Genomic DNA, 21,213 nt, shown 5'->3' on the forward strand with positions numbered 1-21,213 from the left:
ATGGGCTGAAACCAAAAATTGTCCTCCTTTCCAATTTGAAAAGGAGGACAATTTTTGTTTATATAGAAAGTACTTTAAACTTTGCGAACCTAAGGAGCAGAACTTTGGTAGAGGTTTCCTCAAAGTCGATTGTGGCCTTACAGTTTTCTCCATTTCCCTCTATCTTCTTTACTTGTCCCTTACCAAAACGAGAATGAAGAATGACTGACCCCACTTTGATTCCGTAATTGCTTGCATCGTTTTGGCCGTGATCTGAATGAGTATAGCCCACATTTCTCTCGTCAGAGGAATTGATGACGCGGCCTCCATTGGTCATTGCCTTTGTCACTTTCCTGAAATTACCTTTTTGTCGAAGTTGCTGCTCAAAGGAGGGCGAGAACGGATTAATAGCCTGTTCTGCTCTGTGAGGCTTTGTTATCTTTGGCTGTGGGTCAGCCATAAACTGCCCGGCTACAGGACGTGAGTTCTGCATGCGACTACTGTAACGAGGATACTCGTCGCCCCAAGGATGACTTCCGGTATAAGGCTTATTGATCTCGTAGTCGTCATCATCCCAAGGCTTTCTGTTCCATCCGCCATGATTGCGTATGGTTGCTCCGCCATCTTCCGCACGTATAGTCAGATATTTCGGATCAATGTCGTCAAGGAAGCGGCTCTTTCTGACGTAAGGATCCATCTTGCCAAAGAGCCATCGTGTATGAGCCCATGATAAATAGCAATGGTGCTCTGCACGCGTGATGGCCACATAGAGCAACCGACGCTCTTCCTCTAATCCTCGTTTACTGTCCGCAGACATCAGACTTGGAAAAATGTTCTCTTCCATACCAACAATGAAAACTGTCCCAAATTCCAAACCTTTTGCAGAATGGATGGTCATTAAGGTCATCTTGTCACTGGACGAGTCATCGTTATCCATATCGGTCAACAGAGACACTGTAGAAAGATAGTCACTCAACAGCTCATGGTCATCAAGTCCTTGTTCTTGTTGCGACTGCACAAAGTCGGCGATGCCGGAAGTGAGGCTGTCTATGTTCTCGCGCTTGCCTTCGCCTTCCGGAGTTTTGTCGGCATCAAGGTCTGCTTTCATGCCACTGTGTTCCAAGATTTCCTTACCCAGCGTTAATGCGTCAACAGCCCCACGTTTGTCGATAAACGACTGAATCAGTTGCCTGAATGCATCAAGTTTTGCGAGTGCCCCACGATTGACAGATAATCCATATTGCCCTGGATGGCAGATAGTCTCCCAAAGGCTTATTTCGTTTTGCTGTGCAGTGGAAATAATTTTCTGTACGGTAGTGTTACCGATACCACGTGTAGGATAATTGATGATGCGACGGAATGCTTCCTCGTCATCAGAATTAACAACAAGTCTGAAATAGGCCAATGCGTCTTTTATCTCCTTGCGCTGATAGAAGCTAACACCTCCAAACACCCGATAGCAGTTAGCCATACCCATTTCGGGACTGTGCATCTGTTCCTCGAAAAGGCGGCTTTGGGCATTGGTCCGGTACAGAATGGCAAAATCACTCCAATGGCAATGCTCCTGAGCCTTGATGCGCTTGATTTCCCGACAAACCACTGCAGCCTCACGCTTGTCAGACTGCGTCTCAAGAACTGTGAGTTTGTCACCTTCCTCATTTTCGCTATAGACGTTTTTCTCGATCTGCCGTTCATTGTGCTTCATAAGCGAATTGGCGGCAGCAACGATCAGACGGGAAGAACGGTAGTTGCGTTCCAACTTAAACACCTTAGCATTCTTATACCGTGAGGTGAAGTTAAGGATATTATCGATCTTGGCCCCACGGAAAGCATAGATACTCTGATAGTCATCACCAACGACACATACGCGTTGCCGTTCCTTTGTCAGTTGCCAAAGAATTTGCTGTTGGACAAAGTTGGTGTCCTGATACTCATCAACCAGCACATACTCAAATCGACTGGCATATTTCTGTCGGATGTCATCGTGGGTCTGAAACAACTCGTAAGTCAGCATCAGCAAATCATCGAAGTCCATTGCGTTGGCCTGATGAAGGCGTTGCTGATAAGCAAGATAAATTTTATAGACTTCCGGCATGTTTTTTTGCCGGTCCTGTTCTATACGACTGCCGTCATTACCATATTGCTCGGCTGTACATAGATCATTCTTTGCCCGAGATATGGCTTTATGCACATCAGCAGGTTTGTATTTTCTATCGTCAAGTTCCATCTGTTTGACGATGTTTTTTATCAGTGATCTGGAGTCTGTCTCGTCATAGATGGTAAAGCCAGATTGAAAGCCTATGTGTTGAGCCTCAGCACGCAGAATATGAGAGAAGACAGAGTGGAAGGTTCCCATTTGCAGATAGCGTGCCCGCTCCTCCCCTACTAATTGAGCAATACGCGATTTCATCTCGTTAGCAGCTTTATTGGTGAAGGTAAGGGCCAAGACGGACCATGGCTTCAATTGCTCATGCTCCAACAGCCATGCAATCTTATAGGTAAGCACACGTGTCTTTCCTGAGCCTGCTCCAGCAACGACCAGTTCCGGGCCATCATCAAAGACGACAGCCTGCCGCTGGGCATCATTGAGTTGGGAGAGGATATTTTGTTCTTCTTGAGTCATATTCTTGTGTATGAAGGGATAATGGTGAAAGTTCAACGGTAAGTGGATCCCACTGCCGTTTTGGGATCGTAGTCTTCTCCTTCTTTAGGGAAGGACGGAATGTAGCGCATGTTGGCCATGATTTGGCGTTGACGCAGGCGCATATATCCACTTGGGTACTTCGAAGAGAATTTGCGTGGATTGGGGAGAGTCGCAGCGATCAGCGCACAGTCTGCACGCGACAGATCTTTTGCATCTTTTCCAAAATTGTAGTTGGCGCATGCCTCTACACCATAGATGCCGTCACCCATCTCTATGCTGTTGAGATAGACTTCCATGATGCGCTGCTTACTCCAAAAGAGTTCGATGAGTGCTGTGAAGTAAACTTCAAATCCTTTTCTGACCCACGACCGTCCCGGCCAGAGAAACACGTTCTTGGCCGTCTGCTGAGAGATAGTACTGGCACCGAACTTTTTTCCGTGCTTGTGTTTGAGGTTTCGTTCAGCAGCATTGCCAATGGCATTGAAGTCAAAACCATGATGCAAGAGAAAACGGCTGTCCTCGCTTGACATCACTGCCACGGGCATGTGAGGAGACATCTCTTCAAGAGGTATCCATTGATGATGCATCGTCAGACTGCCATTTTGAAAACAGCGGATAACCATCAGCGGTGTGATGTAGACCGGAATGAAACGATAGGCAATGACAGCCAATATTGAGGATGCAAAGAAAAGGCTGACACCCCAACGAAGGATTTTCTTGAATCTATTCATGCCAAAAGGGGGATGCCGACCCTTGATGAGCCTGCATCCCCTATTTATTTATTCTGCAAATGATATTGCAAAAAACAATATTCTTTGTTATTAACTTATTTCAGCGTTCCGTTCTCGGCCTTCTGCACCATTTCAGGGCTGGCATAGAGATAAACTTCTACACGGCGGTTCTCAGGTGCGACGGTCTTGTCGACAACTGGATTCTGACTGCCGTAGCCGGCAACATTCTTGAACTGGCTGGAAGAGACACCCTGAGAAACCAGATAGCTACTAACAGCCTGTGCACGAGACTGACTCAATGGCACATTGATCTTGTCACCACCTGTAGCATCTGTGTAGCCTTGAATGTCTACAAGACAGTCGGTGTTGTTCTTCAAGACAGTAGCAAAGTTGGCCAAATCCTTCTTTGCTGCAGCACGCAGTGTAGACTTGCTCAGGTCGAACTGAAGGCCACTGTCAAAAGTAAGCTTTACAGCTTTCAGTCCATTGGCATCTGTAACTTCCTCGACTTTAGCGTTCTGCACTTTAGCTGCAGCTTCTGCCTTTACTTTGTCCATATGATGGCCAATGATAGCACCGGTACCAGCGCCAACAGCACCACCAATGGCGGCACCTACAGCTGTGTTACCTGCAATCTTACCGACAATTGCGCCTAAAGCGGCACCTGCGCCGGTACCAATCAATGCGCCATTGCCCTGACTTGTGCCACAGCTGGTGATGGTCAGCATGCACAATCCCATTGTTGCTAATGTAATCTTCTTCATATCAATTGTGTTTTAATTTTGTTGGTTGATCTTTTTCTATTGCAAAGGTAACTCTTTTTTCGCTTTGTGCGAGAGCTATCCGATATTTTTTTCGTAACTTTGTGGCAAAATTAAGTAAATAATAAATTTTGCAGGGAGGAAAATGCCTATCTTGCTATAGGCAATTCCCTATTCTGCTCAGATCAACTATTAAAATGGCTAAAGAACTGAAAGAATTGACCAAGCGGGCTGACAACTATAGTCAGTGGTACAACGACTTGGTGATGAAGGCAGACCTGGCTGAGACTGCGCCGGTGCGTGGCTGTATGATTATCAAGCCTTATGGCTATGCAATCTGGGAAAAGATGCAAGCTGTGCTCGATAAGATGTTTAAAAAGCAAGGAGTACAGAATGCCTATTTCCCATTGCTTATCCCGAAGAGTTTCTTTGCTCGTGAGGCTGAGCACGTAAAGGGCTTCGCCAAAGAAAGTGCCGTGGTTACCCATTATCGACTGAAGACCAGTGACGATGGTAAGGATATCATTGTGGATCCAGCCGCAAAGCTCGATGAGGAGCTGATCATCCGTCCTACTTCAGAGACAATGATCTGGCATACCTATAAAAACTGGATTCACTCTTGGCGTGACCTGCCTATCATGTGTAACCAGTGGTGTAATGTGATGCGTTGGGAGATGCGTACACGTCCTTTCCTGCGTACTTCTGAGTTCTTGTGGCAAGAAGGTCATACAGCACATGCAACTTCCGAGGAAGCACAGGCTGAGGCTCAGAAAATGCTCAAAGTATATGCTGACTTTGTCGAGAATTGGATGGGTGTACCTGTCATCCAGGGTGTCAAGAGTGAGACCGAGCGCTTTGCCGGAGCTTTGGAAACCTATACGATTGAGGCAATGATGCAAGATGGCAAGGCTCTGCAAAGTGGTACCAGCCACTTCCTGGGTCAAAACTTCGCAAAGAGTTTTGATGTTACCTTCCTGAATAAGGAAAACAAGCCAGAGTATGTATGGGCTACTTCCTGGGGCGTTTCTACTCGTCTGATGGGTGCGCTTATCATGGTTCACTCAGATGATAATGGATTGGTGTTGCCTCCGAAGTTGGCTCCTATTCAGGTCGTCATTGTACCTATTACGAAGAACAAAGAGCAACTTGCTGCTATCACGGAGAAGCTTAAGCCCGTCATAGATAAGTTTGATGAGTTAGGCATCAGTGTGAAGTATGACGATGCAGACAACAAACGCCCGGGATTCAAGTTCGCCGACTATGAGCTCAAGGGTGTACCTGTAAGACTTGTGATGGGTGGACGCGACTTAGAGAACAATACCATCGAGGTGATGCGTCGTGACACGCTGGAGAAAGAGAACGTCAGCTTTGACGGTATTGTAGAGCGTGTGAAGAACCTGCTTGATGATATTCAGAAGAACGTCTTTGAAAAGGCTCGTAAATATCGTGATGCACATGTCTACGAATGTGACAACTACGAAGAGTTTAAGGAGCGTATCAAAGATGGTGGCTTCTTCCTTTGCCACTGGGACGGTACACCAGAGACAGAGGCCAAGATCAAAGAGGACACACAGGCTACTATCCGTTGCGTCCCCTTTGCCTATGAGCAGACTCCAGGTGTCGACATGGTAAGTGGCAAACCGGCTAAATATCGTGTCATTATCGCAAGAGCTTATTAATGCTTAATTCGCTATAGATAAATGAAGCCTCGTTATACACTTTTGTGTTGAACGAGGCTTCATTCTATTCTGGGTAATTATGTAAACGGATGACTAAGACCGTATTGAGAAAGTTATTCGAAATGTCTTAGTCGTGCGATATACTTACCTATGATATCAAATTCAAGATTGACAACACTACCCACCTTAATGTCCCGGAAATTGGTATTTTGCCGTGTGTAAGGGATAATAGCCACACGGAAACTGTCGTCGGTAGGATCACACACCGTAAGCGATACGCCATTGACAGTGACAGAGCCTTTGTCTACTGTGAAGTAGCCACGCCGGGCCATTTCCGGATTGTTGCGATACTTAAAGGTGAAATAGGCCGACCCGTCAGCATCTTCAATATTTGTGCAAACAGCCGTCTCGTCGACATGACCTTGAACAATGTGTCCGTCAAGTCGTCCGTTCATCATCATTGATCGCTCAACATTGACTGCATCCCCCACCTTCAGCAGTCCAAGGTTGGAACGCTCCAAAGTCTCTTTCATGGCTGTCACTGTATAGCAGTCATCCTTCAAGTCTACCACTGTCAGACAAACGCCATTGTGTGAGACGCTTTGGTCTATTTTCAACTCATGCGTGAATGAGCAGCTAAGTGTGAGATTGATATTTCCCTGATCTTGCGTGATGGCTTTGACGGTGGCCATCTCTTCAACAATACCGCTAAACATAATTTGTCTCCTCTTTGTTAATTATGAATGTTACTTGTCCTAAGTTTATTGATAAGAATAAAAACGGAGAATACGCGAGGCCATAGCCTTCGCGTCATTCTCCGTATGGAAAGGGGTTGCAACGATGATGTGATGAAAACTCCAGCTATAAAAGTTGTGGGCCCTCTCTGTCTTTGTAATCCACCGGCTTTACAGCTGCCGCCTTCGCAACATTGTGGCCCGCCATCAACAAGAGAAGATATCCCGGTTTTCATTGTAATTTGATGAGTATCCCGATCGAACCGAAACAACCCCTTATGGGTTTCTCCATTTCATCTGCAAATTTACAAGATTCATTTCATATCACCAAATATTCTGATGAAATTTGCGTTTATTAATGAAAGAATACGATTATGAGACGCACACTGATATTAATCCTACTGTCGCTGAGGCTTGCATCCGCCCTATCGCAAATCTCCATTACGCTCAATCCTCAGCAACAATTCAAAGAAACGATCCCTGCCGGTAATTACAGTGGCATTGCTTGGTTGGGAGGCACACGATATGCTGTAGTTAGTGATAAAAGCGAGCATGACGGTTATTACGTTTTCGACATTCAACTTGATACTATAACGGGTGCGATACTATCGGCTAAGAATTTAGGATTCTACGGATCTGAAAAGCCGGGTAGAGACGATGAAGGTATCGCTTACTTGCCCGATTGTGGTACGCTGATGATAAGTGGTGAAGCGGATAACCACATTGTTGAGTTTGACAGACAAGGACGTTATACCGGACGTGTCACAGCGTGGCCGGACTCTTTAGGGAATCTGCCGGAAAACGAAGGACTGGAAGCTCTGACATACTGCAAGGAAAGCCACCATCTTTGGACATGCAACGAAACAGCCCCCATAAGACTTCTCGAGATCGACAGCATCATGAAAGTCTGCCGTGTCATTCCTTATAGGATGGACTCTGCAAGCATTTCGCCACGTGAAGGTGCTTTCTACACATTTGGTGTACCGTCGTTATGCGCTTTGAATGCTGACAGTCTCTTAGTGCTTGAGCGTGAAGCTTATGTTCCAAAAATGAAGTTGGGGGCATTTGTCAAGTGCAAGTTGTTTTGCTACAACATCCTTACGTATGAGAAGACATTGCTCGCACAATGGCAAACCTATATGAAACTCTTTGATCATAGTTTCGCCAACTACGAAGGCATGTGCATTGGGCCAATGCTTGCTGGGGGAAAGCGAGCATTGGTCATGGTCGCAGATTCTCAAAATCAATATGCAGGCGTGTTACGAGACTGGCTGAAGACGGCTGTACTCATCAAAAGTGTAGCGACGGGCAACCCACAAAGAAACAAATAAAGAGATCATGGAACCCGAAAGGATTGCAAAGAAAAACATGAAGTTAAGGATTGCTGCTTTTACTACCGGAACACCCGCCCATACCAAAACGAGTAATAGTAACGGAGTAGTGGTGACCATGTTGGCAGATATACGTCGAAGTACCCACAATGCAGTGCTTTGTAAAGAACGACGAAAGAAATAAGCTACTGCCTGATGGTGAGTGCAACCATTGCCCAATAAATAGTTGTATAAGGCGGCATGATTTTGTAATCCAACATAATATTTGCGAATACCACGAACCATATTATATGCGATCAAGCCACTAAGCAATCCTACAACAGGAAGGAAATACTGTGGTAAGAATGACTGTGGCAAAGGAGTAATAAGAATGGCGGAAATAGGAGCCAATACCAGCATGACAGATAACAAGCCCGCAAGAGCCGGAATCAGCAACACCTTTAATTTGAAGCGGAAACGCATCAAAGACAGAGAGCATGTTAGCCCCACAATGAGAAGTGCTGTCAACATCGTGAGCCAAAGATGATTTTGCCAAATGGCAAAAGAGAGAAGCATGCCATAGATCAAGATCAGTATTAAAAGGCTGGCACTTCCTTTCTGTAGTTTATTCAGAATACCGAGCTTCAGTACATTGTTCAAAACAACTGGTATTATCAGCAACAATATACCGAACACCAGCCCTCCTAAGAAATATAAACTTGTCATGGTCTATTCGCTTTTTGATGTTAAATTCACTACTTGAAAAGAGCTAAAAGGATTAGACTGCGTAGTACAGATCACTTCTCTGCCCTGCCTCGCCAGTTGAGTGATAAACGAATTCACTGTTTCGTTCTTGACGATAGGTTCTTCTATTAACACAATGGATCCCCTTCGCAAGGGCACCAATGATAAAAGCACGAGCCAGAGTACAGACGGAGGGACGCTGCGTATCTTTTCTTTCCATACCGTAGGTTTGATGCTTAAACTATTCCACGTCTCGGTCAAAGCTTCTGCGCTGAGATTTTTGCCATTGTATTTGCTGATAGCCTGCCTGCAAAGTTCTCCTACAGTCATATCTACCTGCGGCAAGAAATGAGGCACATAGCACATCATTTGTCGGAAGAAGGTGCCCGACCCATAGGTCACCAATTCTCCGTCGACCGTTATGTATCCACCTTTCACCTTGTCAAGTCCAAGAATAGCCATGACGAGCTGATGCCCCGACGTTGGGTCAACGACAATAGAAGATACCTTTCCCGGGCATGCCACCATAGTGAAAGGAAGCGTCTTGTCATCTATCACTACGTCTTTAAATTCCAATATTCCAGGATCTTTGTATGTTGTGAAATCAAAGTCTTTTATCAGTTTGCTCATACGCCTCAAACTTGTTAATCCTTCTTTGTTCTAAGCCTTCTGTGGAAGTGCTTTGCTGACGATGTACACACCGAGGAGAATGCTGCCCGCGCCCATGAACGCCAATATTGTCATGTGCTCGTGCAAGACAAGTGCGCTGGCTACGACCGTGCTGACCGGATTGAGATAGATATAGTTGCTGGCCGAAATGGCACCAATCTTCTTAATCACAAAGCTCCAGAGTGCAAAACAGGCAAAACTGGCTACAACGCCCAGAAAGAGCAAGTTGCCCCATACCGCCGGTTGCAGAAAGCCTTGCAGAGGGAAATTCCAGGGACGTAGCAAATAAACCGGCAACACGGTAACGAGTCCGTAGAAGAAAACTTTGCGCGTGACAAACACACTGCTATAGTGGCTTACATATCTCATCAGAATGCTATAGACAGCCCAGCACAGAGATGCTGCAAGTGCCAGAAGATCACCCAGGGGATTGATCTTCAAGACGAACTGCCCATTAAATACCACAAGCCCCACACCAATCGTAGCCATCAGTGAACCGATGATCAGCTTTCGGTTGGCACGAATATCCTTAAGAAAGAGAAGTGCTAATATCGTTGTCAACAAAGGAGCTGTGCAGACGATGAAAGACACGTTGTTGACATAGCCGACCTTCACGGCAATGTTCTCGGTAACGAAGTAGAGCGAGCCGCCGGTAATGCCCAAAAGCACCATCAAAAATTCATCACGCAGGCTGTCGCACCATAATTTCCTTGGAGAGATCAGCCATATACAGAGCCATGCGAACAGGAAGCGGAGTGTAAAAATCTCATGGGCCATCAATCCGTGGTTGAGCAATACTTTAGAATTGACAAAGGTCACTCCCCAAATCAACACTACAATAATGCCGAGAAGATGATATGGCCAGGATCTTCTTAATTCCATGCGTTCCATATGACTCTATTTATATTTTATCTAATGCTATGCGAGAGTTGAGACTCAAAGACTTAAACTTAGAGGGTGTCATTCCCGTAACGTTCTTGAACTGACTGCTCAGGTAGGCGACACTCGAATAGTTCATCTGTTGTGCGATTTGCGTGAGTGTCAACTCATCATACTTCAAGAGTTCTTTCACTCTTTCCACCCTTTGCAGCATATAATACCGCTCAATGGTCATGCCGGTACACTCGCTGAAGAGTTTGCTCAGCCGACTATAATCTAAATGAAATTTCTCTGCGAGATAGGCACTGAGTGTCAGAGGCTGCCCAGAGGATTTGTAATGCACCAAATCGATGATTGCAGTCTTGATCTGATGCATCAGTTGTTGCCGCTGATCCTCAAGCAGTTCAAACCCAATGGACTTGAGAGCTTGAGCCAACTGCACTCGTTTTTCGTCGCTGAGGCTGTCCTCCTCAATCGTGACAACGCCCAACTCGACAGTAAGCGGATGTAGCTCTGCTTGTTCCAAGATCTGTTTGACAGCCATCTTGCAACGGTCGCAAACCATATTTTTGATATATAGTGTCTGAGACATAATCAGCTACTGATTTTAAAGAAAACTTATCTTCTGATGAGCAAAACCACATTCTCCACGTGGGAAGTATGTGGGAACATATCTACAGGCTGCACGGCCATCACCTTGAATCCAGCATCGAGCAGTTGCAAGTCTCGCGCCTGTGTAGCAGGATTACAACTTACATAGACCAAGCGCTTAGGGCGTGCATTAAGAATGACATTTACTACATCGGGGTGCATTCCTGCACGTGGCGGATCTGTCACAATGATATCTGGCTGTCCATGCTCTTTGATGAAGTCATCAGTGAGAATGTCTTTCATATCTCCCGCAAAGAACGTAGTGTTCTCAATTTTGTTGATCTGGCTGTTTACCTTTGCGTCTTCGATGGCCTCCTCGACATACTCTATGCCAATGACACGCTTTGCCTTACGTGCGACGAAGTTCGCTATCGTGCCCGTACCCGTGTAAAGATCATAAAGCAGAGGCTCTCCTGTGGGGGCTTCTTCATCATCAAGTGGCATGAAACAGAACTTGCGTACCACTTTATATAGCTGATAAGCCTGCTCCGTGTTGGTTTGATAGAAGCTCTTGGGGCCCACCTTAAACTTCAAATCCTCCATAGCCTCATAGATGAAGCTATTACCCTTGAAAGTCTTCAACTCCAGATCAGCCAGCGAGTCGTTGCCTTTCTGGTTGTCAGTATACATTAAAGAGGTGATTTGCGGATAGTGCTCTGCAACATGCTGTAAGAGTTGCATCGCCTTGGCCTCATCGCCATCCTCATCGTAATGAAACTGTATCAAGAGCATCCATTCGCCCGTATTGGAGTTTCGGAACATCAGGTTGCGCAGCATTCCTTTTTGCTGACGTACATTGTAGAAGGTCATGCCAATACTTTTGGCATAGGCCTCAATGTCGTTGCGGATTGAGTTGTGAAGGTCATCCATCAGCCAGCACTTGTGAATAGGGTATATTTTGTCAAACGCACCCGGTATATGAAAGCCTATGGCAGAGTGATTGCCGTTGTCCAAATCTAAAGTGGGGTCCTGCAGCTCTTCATGCGTAAACCACCGTCTGTCACAGCAGCCGAACTCCAGTTTGTTGCGATATTCCTTGGTTTTTACAGAGCCCAGGATAGGCATGAAGTCCGGCAATTCTACTTTGCCGATTCGTGTCAACTGGTCGTGTACTTGCTGTTGCTTCGCATTCAGTTGCTCTTGATAAGGCAGCATCTGCCACTTGCATCCACCACAAATACCAAAGTGCTCGCAGAAAGGCACTATTCGCTTGTCGCTTTTCTTAATCATATTGATGATGCGCCCCTCGTTATATTTATGTTTCTTCTTCACGATTTGGACATCAACAACATCGCCGGGCACACCGAACGGCACAAACACCACTTTGTCGTTGTGATGAAACAAACTCATGCCTTCGGCTGCTATCGACTCGATAGTGACATTCTCTATGATTGGTAATGATTGACGTTTTCTGCCCATTGTCTATGATATTGTCTATGATATTTTTGTTTGCAAAGTTATACAAAAATCTCTGTAGAGCAAAATATTACTTCATATAATTCATCATATTCATGTAGGTCTGCTACCATGTCACACGACCAGCGCTAACCATTTTTAGGTATTTTACAGAGAAACATATTCTTAGAGGGAATAATCCAAGATTAAATTAGTAACTTTGCAATAGAAAACAAAGACAGGAGAATTATAGATTATGAGATTGTCTGAGCTGCATACAGGAGAAAGTGGCGTTATAGTTAAGGTCAACGGTCATGGTGGCTTCCGGAAACGCATTGTAGAGATGGGGTTCATCAAAGGTAATAAAGTGGACGTTCTGCTCAATGCTCCTCTTAGAGATCCCGTGAAATATCGTATCATGGGCTATGAGGTAAGCCTGCGCCATAGCGAGGCTAACATGATAGAGGTGGTGACTGCTGAGGAAGCTAAGAAAATAGAAGAGAAAGAACGGAGAGAAAGACAGCAACAGGCTGCAAAAGGACAGCCCGTCGAAGATTTGTCACTCAACGATGACAGCTGTGTTGATCTTGATGTGGCTCTTCGCCCAAACGACAAGTCTTACGAAGACTCTACCGATTTAATGGAGAAGGTTGCTCTCCAGGAGCGCAAGGTGATCAACGTCGCTTTGGTTGGAAACCCCAACTGCGGCAAGACTTCCTTCTTTAATTTTGCCTCAGGCGCTCACGAACGGGTAGGAAACTACTCCGGTGTTACTGTTGACGCAAAAGAAGGGCATGCCAGTTTTGAAGGCTATCAGTTCAACATTGTCGACCTTCCTGGCACTTACTCTCTCTCTGCTTATTCCCCCGAAGAGTTATATGTCAGAAAGCAGTTGATCGAAAAGACTCCGGATGTTGTCATCAATGTGATTGACACCTCCAACCTGGAGCGCAATCTTTATCTTACGACGCAACTCATTGACATGCACATCCGTATGGTGGTTGCGCTGAACATGTTTGATGAGACCCAGAAACGTGGTGACCATGTCAACTACGACAAGCTGTCGGAGTTGTTTGGCGTGCCTATGGTGCCAACAGTGTTTAAATCCGGTAAAGGTGTCAACGAACTCTTCCATCAAATCATCGAAGTGTATGAGGGCACAGAAGACGCGCAATCGCATTATCGTCATATCCATATCAACCATGGCCACGAGATAGAGCATGGTATCAGTGAGATACAAGAGCATCTCAAAAAAGAAGAGAATGTGCGTGAACTCTACTCAACCCGTTATTTGGCCATCAAGTTGCTCGAACATGACCAGGACGTTGAGAAGTTCGTCAGTGCGTTATCTGATGCCAAGGAGATTTTCTATCATCGCGACAAAGCGGAAAAACGCGTCAAGGAAGAAACTAAGGAAGATGCAGAAACAGCCATCATGGATGCAAAATATGGTTTCATCCATGGCGCATTGAATGAGGCCGCATACGAAGAAGGACACAAAGAGGACACCTATCAGATCACCCATGTGCTCGACCGAATACTGACCAACAAGATCGTAGGCTTCCCTATCTTCTTGCTGCTGATTGCCATCATGTTCTTTGTGACTTTCAGTTTAGGATCATATCCCATGGACTGGATCGACTCTCTTGTGGGCATGTTGGGCGATGCCATCGGACGCTTGATGCCAGAGGGACCCGTCAAGGCAATGCTTGTAGACGGTATCATCGGTGGTGTGGGCTCTGTCATCGTGTTCCTGCCACAGATTCTTATCCTCTATTTCTTCATCTCGATTATGGAGGACTCCGGCTATATGGCACGTGCCGCATTCATCATGGATAAGCTCATGCACAAGATGGGACTTCATGGCAAGTCGTTTATTCCACTCATCATGGGATTTGGCTGCAATGTCCCTGCCGTCATGGCCACTCGTACGATAGAGAGCCGTCGCTCACGGTTGGTGACGATGATGATACTGCCTCTGATGAGTTGCGAGGCACGAATACCTATTTATATTATGATCATCTGCACATTCTTCTCACGCAACACGCAGTGGTTGGTGATGATGTCACTCTATCTCATAGGTATCTTCATGGCAGTCATCATCAGCAAACTGATGACAAAATATATCGTCAAGGGTGAAGACACTCCTTTTGTGATGGAGCTTCCTCCTTATCGCTTCCCTACGGCCAAGGCTGTCTTCCGTCATACATGGGAGAAAGGACGGCAATATCTCAAGAAGATGGGTGGTATCATTCTTGTAGCTACTATAATTGTATGGGCATTAGGTTATTTCCCTCATAATGATCAACTATCTGTTCAGCAGCAACAGGAGCAAAGCTACATTGGCCGGATTGGCAAAACCATTGAACCCATTTTCTATCCACAGGGATTCAACTGGAAGTTTGATGTGGGTATTGTCGCCGGTGTAGGTGCCAAAGAGATTGTTGCCTCTACTATGGGCGTACTGTATACCAATGACGACAGCTATTCCGATGACAAAGAGTATAACGATAACGGAGGCAAATATGAGCATCTTAATAAGGCTATCACAGCAGATATAGCAAAGATGCATGGTATGACGACAGACCAAGCTCGCCCCGTAGCAACACTAACAGCATTCTGTTTCCTGCTGTTTGTTCTTCTTTACTTTCCTTGTGTGGCTACCCTTGCTGCTATCAAAGGAGAAACCGGAAGCTGGAAATGGGCACTGTTTACCGCTTGCTATACCACCGCATTGGCTTGGATAGTTTCTGCTATTGTCTATCAGGTCGGCAGGCTTTTTCTGTGATGCCACGGTTCTGTATTCACGCTATCCCCATAAAATTCTGATTGGATTTTTCCAGCTAACAAAAGATCTTTCGCTACGCAGGTTTTAATCATTCCCTGCTTAGCGAAAGATCTTTTTCTATAGCATTACAACATTGAGAACATAGTTTCGCCCCCACAAGAACATAGTTTCGCCCCCACAAGAACATGGTTTCGATCCCATGAGAACATGGTTTCGCCCCCATGAGACAATATTCGTTAGTAGATCCTGATTGAAACTGTTTCATCTCAAAAGCAAAGAGAATTACTAAAAAGTGCTACTCAATTATCTGTAATTCGAGAATAATTGTTATCTTTGCAACAGCAGAAAGAACATTCACATTTCTAATAATAAAAACACTTAGAAAAATGACAATCGATGAATTCAACTTTGCTGGTAAGAAGGCAATTGTTCGTGTAGACTTTAACGTGCCATTGGATGACAATGGCAATGTTACTGATGACACTCGTATCCGTGGAGCACTGCCCACATTGAAAAAAATCCTCAATGATGGGGGTGCCGTCATCATGATGAGCCACATGGGTAAGCCTAAGGGCAAAGTCAATCCAAAACTGAGCCTGAAGCAGATCGTAGGCAAGGTGTCTGAGAAGCTTGGTGTCGAAGTTAAGTTCGCTCCTGACTGCGCAAATGCAGACGCTGAGGCTGCCGCCCTCAAGCCGGGAGAGGCACTGTTGCTGGAGAACCTTCGCTTCTATCCTGAGGAGGAAGGCAAGCCCGTCGGTGTAGAGAAGGGTACTCCTGAGTACGATGCTGCTAAGGCAGAGATGAAGGACCGTCAGAAGAATTTCGCTAAGAAGCTCGCTTCTTATGCTGATGTCTATGTCAACGATGCCTTCGGTACTGCTCACCGCAAGCACGCTTCTACAGCAGTTATCGCTGACTACTTCGACAAGGACAGCAAGATGCTCGGCTACCTGATGGAGAAAGAGGTCAAGGCTATCGACAACGTGATGAAGAATGCTCAGCATCCTTTCACTGCTATCATCGGCGGCTCCAAGGTCAGCTCTAAGCTCGGTGTCATCAAGAACCTGCTCGACAAGGTCGACAACCTGATCATCGGTGGCGGTATGGGCTATACCTTCATCAAGGCACAGGGTGGACACATCGGTAAGTCTCTCCATGAGGACGATTTGATCCCTGAGGCTCTGAATGTCATCAAGGCTGCCAAAGAGAAGGGCGTGAACCTCAGCCTCTCTGTTGCTACGGTTTGCGGTCAGGACTTCTCTAACGACACTCCACGTAAGACATTCCCCATCGATCAGATTCCTGACGAGTGGGAAGGCATGGACGCAAGCGAAGAGAGCATCGAAAACTGGAAGAAGATCATCATGAGCTCCAAGACTATTCTTTGGAACGGTCCTGTCGGTGTCTTCGAGTTGCCTAACTTCGCTCACGGTACTGGCGAAATCGCTAAGGCTGTAGCAGAAGCTACTCAGAAAAATGGTGCTTACTCTCTCGTCGGTGGTGGTGACTCGGTCGCTGCTATCAACAAGTTCGGTCTTGCTGACAAGGTAAGCTATGTATCTACCGGTGGTGGTGCTATGCTCGAGGCTATCGAGGGTAAGGTGCTTCCTGGTGTAGCTGCTATCAAGGGATAATAGTTTCCTATATACCTAATTAATAGGCAGAGAAATATTGCTGATTCAAACTCCGTATAAGCTATGGAACATCCAAAGGCTTTTCTTCCAAGAGATCTTGAATTCAATATTTCTCTGCTTTTTTCTTTTCTCTGCCTTTTCTTAGGGAGCCAATGTGCCAAAGCCCAACGGAATGAATTGCTAAGCAACAAAATAGCTACGTTGCAGGTAACGGCTGGAGACCGTTGGCAAGACTTGCCAATTATTAGTTTAAATCAGGGAGAAGTCGTCAATATCTCGTTTGACGATCTCACACATGAGCATCGTCGGCTTTGCTATCGTATTGAACATTGTGAAAAGGACTGGTCACGCTCATCCCAAATCTTTGATAGCGATTATTGCGAAGGCTTTACTGAAGGAAACACCATAGATAATTATCAGCAGTCAATTAATACCAACCAACTCTACACTCACTATCGACTATCAATACCAAACGACCGCTGCCAACTGAAATTGAGTGGCAACTATCGTGTGACGGTCTACGACGAAGACAGCAATGAGGATCTGCTCCGTGCCTGTTTCATGGTATTAAACCAGAAAGTGACCGTGAGAATGGCTTTAACGACTAATACCGATATAGACGTCAACAATAGGCATCAGCAGTTAGAGGCTGAGATAGATTATCCTTCGATGGTTGTGTCTAATCCACTTCAGCAATTTTATGTTATTGCCTTGCAAAACCAGCGATGGGACCAAGCCGTTGTTGTGCCTGCTCCACAATATATTCAGTCAACTTCGATGCGTTGGAGCCACTGCCGGGATTTGATTTTTGACGGAAGTAATGAATATCATAAGTTTGAGATACTGGATGTAGACCGTCCTGCAATGGGTGTAGAGCGTGTTGACTGGGATGGAAAAGTTTATAACGTCTGGCTTTGGCCCAGTGAGCCACGGCCGAATTACGTTTTTGACAAAGACGCGGACGGTGCCTTTTATATAAGGAACAGCGATAACTACGAAAATGACTGTTCTACAGAATACGTCAATGTACATTTCTCATTGAAGGCTCCACGATCTCCCTATCCCATCTATTTGAATGGCAATTGGACACAAGACCGCTTTCTTCCTCAATACGAGATGCTGTGGAATGATTCTACGCAAAGCTACGAGCGTGCTCTTTGGCTGAAACAAGGATACTATAATTATCAATATCTACAAAAAGAAAGGGACGGAGCCTTTCGACCCGTCCCTTCACAAGGTAATTATTATCAGACTGAGAATTCCTACCAAATGCTTGTCTATTTCCGACCTATAGGCGGCAGGACAGATGAACTGGTAGGATACGCTTGTCTGGAGAATGACTATTGATTATTGCTGCTTCTGTCCCTGGGGTAAATGGAACTGATATTCACGGTCAAATACTTTCTTGACCTGGTTGATTTCCAGGAAAGTCGTGCCACCACCTTCACCAAACGAACCTGAAAGATAAGCGATCTTGTCATCGTTGCTGATATAGCATTTCTGACGAAGCATACGGATAGCGGCCATGAACATAAACTCTGGGCTCACGTGATCTTTCTGGTAGATAGCAGTCACTCCGTAGGAAAGATTGAGCCAACGCTGTGTCTTCTCTTTATAGCAGATCGCCAAGATTGGCTTCGGACCGCGGAATGCAGCCAAGTTGCGAGCTGTCTCACCGGTTTCGGAGTCTGTGATAATACCTGCAACTCCCAACAAACGGGTAGACTCAATGGCAGAGTGTGCCAAGAACTCCTTCTGTGTACAATGCTCTCTCAATGGCACATTATTTAATTCGCCAAATGAGATACGGTCTTTCTCTGCCTGCTCAGCTACAGTAGCCATGGTCTGCACAGCTTCCAAAGGATATTTTCCAGACGCTGTCTCTCCACTAAGCATCAAGGCATCCGTATTGGAATAGATAGCATTGGCAATATCAGTCACCTCTGCACGTGTGGGTCGAGGATTATTGATCATGGTGTGGAGCATTTGCGTTGCAACAATCACAGGTTTACGCTTCTCTACACATTTACGAATGATCATTCGCTGAATGCCGGGAATGCGCTCTATAGGCACCTCAATACCCAAATCACCACGCGCGATCATGATACCATAACTGGCATCAATGATCTCGTCGATATTGTCTACACCTTCCTGATTCTCGATCTTGGAAATGATTTTTATGTCGGAATGATGCTCATCCAAAATGTCCTGAACAGCCTTCACGTCAGCAGCAGAACGCACAAAGCTATGGGCGATGAAGTCGATATCTTCATCAATTGCCAAAAGTATGTTGCGTTTATCCTTGGGGGTCAACGCAGGGAGGTCGATATGCTCACCCGGCACATTTACGCTCTTGTGTGCCCCCAGCACTCCGTCGTTTTGTACTTCAGCGTAGATTGTCGGCCCCTCAATACCCATCACTTTCATGTCGATGGCACCATCATCAAAAAGCATGTCGTCTCCGACTTTCACGTCCTTAGCAATGTCGGTGTATGAAAGATTGATGATATCGTGCGTGGTATCCATCTCTGGACGACCGAAAATCTTCACAGCCTCACCTGTACGATACTGAATGGGCTCGGCAACGTCTGTCGTACGAACTTCCGGCCCCTTGGTATCAATAAGAATGCCAATATGTGGTGAGACCTTACGCACGTTACTGATAATATTGCGGATACCCTCCGGAGTTGCGTGGGCCGTATTCATCCTGACTACATTCATTCCTGCAAAAAACAGTTTGCGCAGGAAGTCGACATCACAGCGACGGTCGCTGATAGAGCAAACGATCTTTGTCTGTTTCATAACTATTGAGTTGTGATTTTCTTCTAAAAGAAGATCTAAATTATATGTATTCTTATCTTATGCAAAGGTAATCATTTTCCATTGAATAAGACTAAGAATCACGATATTTCTTAAGGAGAATGAATAAATAAAAAGGAGAGTCTACTGCCTATTCTGCAAGTAGACTCTCCTTATTATATAGTAAAAGCTACAAGGAACAAGTATTATTTCCCTTGGTGAGCATCTCTAAGCAGATCATTGACGGTCTTCACCGGGTTGAACGTGTCCAAAGGAACTTCCACAAAAATGGTATTCCAATCGCTCATGGCTCCGTTCCACAACCCCGGCAACTCCAAGGCTTTCAGTTCGCGGCCATTCTTACTTTTTGAACTGATGAAGCCTGTGTTGGCGTCTACATAGTCAGGAAGATGGAAGGGATGACCTTGGAAGTCCTTAGTAGCACAGACAAGATCTACAGGATTGAAGTGGGTACCAGAGGTGAACATCTTCATATATTCTGCATTGTTCTTGTCAATCTGGCTGCTCTCAAGAATCTGAGGACTAAAGGTGCCATCCTGATTGAAAGCCAAGAAGGGACCACCGCCGGGCTCACCAACATTCTTCACGACACCACAAACACGCATTGGCCGATTGAGTTTTTTCTTCAAGTAGATTACCAAGTCCGCATCTTCAAGCTCCTTGATATCCTCCCGGCGACAGCAAAGATCACGCTGAACGAAATGAATGATCTCCTCAAGTTTCTGATGGTTGTAGCGCCCCGACTCCAAGTCTTTCAAGTAATCGAAAGCTTTCTTCTGAGTCTTTACGAGTATGCCGGCAATGATTTTCTTCCACTTGATAGTATCAGCTTTCAGACGGTCTGGGACGACATTGTCGATGTTCTTGATGAAGATGACATCAGCATTGATTTCATTGAGGTTCTCAATCAGTGCACCGTGACCTCCCGGACGGAAGAGCAGCGAACCATCTTCGTTGCGGAAAGGTGTGTTGTCGGGGTTGGCTGCAATTGTATCTGTACTTGGCTTTTGCTCAGAGAAGCTGACTTCCAGTTTGACGTTGAACTTCTTCTCATAATAAGCCTTCTTCTCTTCCACCTTTTGCTCAAAGAGTTTCAAGTGGTCATGCGAGACAGTGAAATGAACCAAAGCCTTTCCTTTCGAACTGGCATATAAAGCCGCCTCTACCAGATGCTCTTCCATAGGAGTGCGGACACCTTCCTCGTCCTCATGGAACTGTAACAGCCCTTTCGGCAATTGACCATAATTCAAGCCTTCGGGCATCAGAAGATTCCGGACTACAGCTTTATAGTCACCGGCTTGAATCAGTTGCATAATGCTTTTACCCGTATTTTTCTTGCATGCATCACACAGAGCTTCACGGAAGGCGAACTTCTTGATGTCTGCAAAGAATTTCTTTTCGAAATCGGTCTGAGGCGTGTCGTAATCGGCGTTGAGGAAAGCAAACATGTTCTTGAACATACGGCTGGCTGCACCCGATGCAGGAACAAATTTCACCACCGTATGCCCTTCGTCCTTATACACTTCCCAAGCTTTCTCTGCATCTTGCTGCTCAGCATCACTGAGTGCAGAGATACCTTGACCAACTGCCGCCGTAGATTTTAGACGTAAAAAGGGGAAGCCGTTTTTTATCTGCTCAAGCTGATGCTCAACTTGAGCAACTGTCATCCCCCGCTTCTCAATTTGCTGTTTGTCAGTGTCGGTAAACATAGATAATATTGTTATTGGTGATTCATTCTTTATATATGACAGCTCCATACTACTGCCCATCAGTTATTCGATGACAAATATAA

The 21,213-nt window shown here is 45.6% G+C and carries 16 protein-coding genes; 5 read left to right on the forward strand and 11 right to left on the reverse strand.

Translation table 11 applies throughout. The annotated features are described in order from the left end of the window. Positions 1–58 precede the first annotated feature (58 nt). From NG346_RS05215 to NG346_RS05225, 3 genes are all read right to left on the reverse strand, one after another. Entirely contained in the window at positions 59–2,602 is a 2,544-nt protein-coding gene (locus NG346_RS05215) for an ATP-dependent helicase (RefSeq protein ID WP_262288414.1), read from the reverse strand. 32 nt (positions 2,603–2,634) lie between these two features. Further along, a complete protein-coding gene (gene mtgA / locus NG346_RS05220; protein WP_262279601.1) occupies positions 2,635–3,354 on the reverse strand; it encodes a monofunctional biosynthetic peptidoglycan transglycosylase in 720 nt (239 codons plus the stop codon). 95 nt (positions 3,355–3,449) lie between these two features. Continuing rightward, positions 3,450–4,118, reverse strand: a complete 669-nt coding sequence (locus tag NG346_RS05225) for an OmpA family protein (RefSeq protein ID WP_262279600.1) — start codon at positions 4,116–4,118, stop codon at positions 3,450–3,452. A 194-nt stretch (positions 4,119–4,312) separates the two neighbouring features. On the opposite strand from NG346_RS05225, the gene proS reads away from it, so the two are divergent. Beyond that, on the forward strand, positions 4,313–5,794 hold the full coding sequence (gene proS, locus NG346_RS05230) for a proline--tRNA ligase (RefSeq protein ID WP_262288415.1): 1,482 nt from the start codon (positions 4,313–4,315) through the stop codon (positions 5,792–5,794). A 113-nt stretch (positions 5,795–5,907) separates the two neighbouring features. On the opposite strand, the gene NG346_RS05235 is transcribed toward proS, so the two are convergent. Then, positions 5,908–6,510: a riboflavin synthase gene (locus tag NG346_RS05235; protein ID WP_262288416.1), complete on the reverse strand. Its 603-nt coding sequence runs from the start codon at positions 6,508–6,510 to the stop codon at positions 5,908–5,910. Positions 6,511–6,902: 392 nt separating this feature from the next. On the opposite strand from NG346_RS05235, the gene NG346_RS05240 reads away from it, so the two are divergent. Continuing rightward, positions 6,903–7,859, forward strand: a complete 957-nt coding sequence (locus NG346_RS05240; protein WP_262288417.1) for an esterase-like activity of phytase family protein — start codon at positions 6,903–6,905, stop codon at positions 7,857–7,859. Here the strand turns inward: NG346_RS05240 and NG346_RS05245 are convergent. From NG346_RS05245 to rlmD, 5 genes are read right to left on the reverse strand one after another with little or no spacing between them, the layout of a single operon-like run. Further along, positions 7,788–8,564 carry an ABC transporter permease gene (locus tag NG346_RS05245; RefSeq protein WP_262288418.1) on the reverse strand — a complete coding sequence of 259 codons (777 nt, stop codon included), beginning with the start codon at positions 8,562–8,564 and terminating at the stop codon, positions 7,788–7,790. The two genes, NG346_RS05240 and NG346_RS05245, sit on opposite strands and share 72 nt — an antisense overlap. A 3-nt stretch (positions 8,565–8,567) precedes the next feature. Then, a complete protein-coding gene (locus NG346_RS05250; RefSeq protein WP_262279595.1) occupies positions 8,568–9,212 on the reverse strand; it encodes a hypothetical protein in 645 nt (214 codons plus the stop codon). Positions 9,213–9,242: 30 nt separating this feature from the next. Then, on the reverse strand, positions 9,243–10,133 hold the full coding sequence (locus tag NG346_RS05255) for a DMT family transporter (RefSeq protein WP_262288419.1): 891 nt from the start codon (positions 10,131–10,133) through the stop codon (positions 9,243–9,245). Between the two features lie 19 nt (positions 10,134–10,152). Next, a complete protein-coding gene (locus NG346_RS05260; protein ID WP_262279593.1) occupies positions 10,153–10,722 on the reverse strand; it encodes an AraC family transcriptional regulator in 570 nt (189 codons plus the stop codon). A gap of 26 nt (positions 10,723–10,748) precedes the next feature. Beyond that, positions 10,749–12,200 (reverse strand): 23S rRNA (uracil(1939)-C(5))-methyltransferase RlmD, encoded by a 1,452-nt coding sequence (gene rlmD / locus NG346_RS05265; RefSeq protein WP_262288420.1) that lies wholly within the window; start codon positions 12,198–12,200, stop codon positions 10,749–10,751. 232 nt (positions 12,201–12,432) lie between these two features. Here rlmD and feoB point away from each other — a divergent pair, with 232 nt between their 5' ends. The 3 genes from feoB to NG346_RS05280 all read left to right on the forward strand — a co-directional run bounded on the left by feoB (position 12,433) and on the right by NG346_RS05280 (position 17,948). After that, complete coding sequence (gene feoB, locus NG346_RS05270; protein ID WP_262288421.1) at positions 12,433–14,964, forward strand: ferrous iron transport protein B; 2,532 nt, start codon at positions 12,433–12,435, stop codon at positions 14,962–14,964. Between the two features lie 386 nt (positions 14,965–15,350). Next, a complete protein-coding gene (locus NG346_RS05275) occupies positions 15,351–16,601 on the forward strand; it encodes a phosphoglycerate kinase (protein ID WP_262279590.1) in 1,251 nt (416 codons plus the stop codon). A gap of 63 nt (positions 16,602–16,664) precedes the next feature. Continuing rightward, complete coding sequence (locus tag NG346_RS05280; RefSeq protein ID WP_262288422.1) at positions 16,665–17,948, forward strand: type IX secretion system plug protein; 1,284 nt, start codon at positions 16,665–16,667, stop codon at positions 17,946–17,948. Here the strand turns inward: NG346_RS05280 and pyk are convergent, their stop codons facing one another. Both pyk and NG346_RS05290 read right to left on the reverse strand, forming a co-directional pair. After that, the gene (gene pyk, locus NG346_RS05285; protein WP_262279588.1) at positions 17,949–19,403 is read right to left on the reverse strand and encodes a pyruvate kinase; all 1,455 of its coding nucleotides are present in this window, start codon (positions 19,401–19,403) and stop codon (positions 17,949–17,951) included. Positions 19,404–19,606: 203 nt separating this feature from the next. Further along, the gene (locus NG346_RS05290) at positions 19,607–21,130 is read right to left on the reverse strand and encodes a DUF4301 family protein (protein WP_262288423.1); all 1,524 of its coding nucleotides are present in this window, start codon (positions 21,128–21,130) and stop codon (positions 19,607–19,609) included. Positions 21,131–21,213 lie beyond the last annotated feature (83 nt).

The sequence above is a fragment of the Hallella absiana genome (assembly GCF_025457485.1).
In the GTDB taxonomy this organism is placed as follows: domain Bacteria; phylum Bacteroidota; class Bacteroidia; order Bacteroidales; family Bacteroidaceae; genus Prevotella; species Prevotella absiana.

Coding starts and splice junctions, on each gene's coding strand:
- NG346_RS05215 (WP_262288414.1), bottom strand. CDS start 2,602: ATGACTCAAGAAGAACAAAATATCCTCTCCCAACTCAATGATGCCCAG.
- mtgA (WP_262279601.1), bottom strand. CDS start 3,354: ATGAATAGATTCAAGAAAATCCTTCGTTGGGGTGTCAGCCTTTTCTTT.
- NG346_RS05225 (WP_262279600.1), bottom strand. CDS start 4,118: ATGAAGAAGATTACATTAGCAACAATGGGATTGTGCATGCTGACCATC.
- proS (WP_262288415.1), top strand. CDS start 4,313: ATGGCTAAAGAACTGAAAGAATTGACCAAGCGGGCTGACAACTATAGT.
- NG346_RS05235 (WP_262288416.1), bottom strand. CDS start 6,510: ATGTTTAGCGGTATTGTTGAAGAGATGGCCACCGTCAAAGCCATCACG.
- NG346_RS05240 (WP_262288417.1), top strand. CDS start 6,903: ATGAGACGCACACTGATATTAATCCTACTGTCGCTGAGGCTTGCATCC.
- NG346_RS05245 (WP_262288418.1), bottom strand. CDS start 8,564: ATGACAAGTTTATATTTCTTAGGAGGGCTGGTGTTCGGTATATTGTTG.
- NG346_RS05250 (WP_262279595.1), bottom strand. CDS start 9,212: ATGAGCAAACTGATAAAAGACTTTGATTTCACAACATACAAAGATCCT.
- NG346_RS05255 (WP_262288419.1), bottom strand. CDS start 10,133: ATGGAATTAAGAAGATCCTGGCCATATCATCTTCTCGGCATTATTGTA.
- NG346_RS05260 (WP_262279593.1), bottom strand. CDS start 10,722: ATGTCTCAGACACTATATATCAAAAATATGGTTTGCGACCGTTGCAAG.
- rlmD (WP_262288420.1), bottom strand. CDS start 12,200: ATGGGCAGAAAACGTCAATCATTACCAATCATAGAGAATGTCACTATC.
- feoB (WP_262288421.1), top strand. CDS start 12,433: ATGAGATTGTCTGAGCTGCATACAGGAGAAAGTGGCGTTATAGTTAAG.
- NG346_RS05275 (WP_262279590.1), top strand. CDS start 15,351: ATGACAATCGATGAATTCAACTTTGCTGGTAAGAAGGCAATTGTTCGT.
- NG346_RS05280 (WP_262288422.1), top strand. CDS start 16,665: ATGGAACATCCAAAGGCTTTTCTTCCAAGAGATCTTGAATTCAATATT.
- pyk (WP_262279588.1), bottom strand. CDS start 19,403: ATGAAACAGACAAAGATCGTTTGCTCTATCAGCGACCGTCGCTGTGAT.
- NG346_RS05290 (WP_262288423.1), bottom strand. CDS start 21,130: ATGTTTACCGACACTGACAAACAGCAAATTGAGAAGCGGGGGATGACA.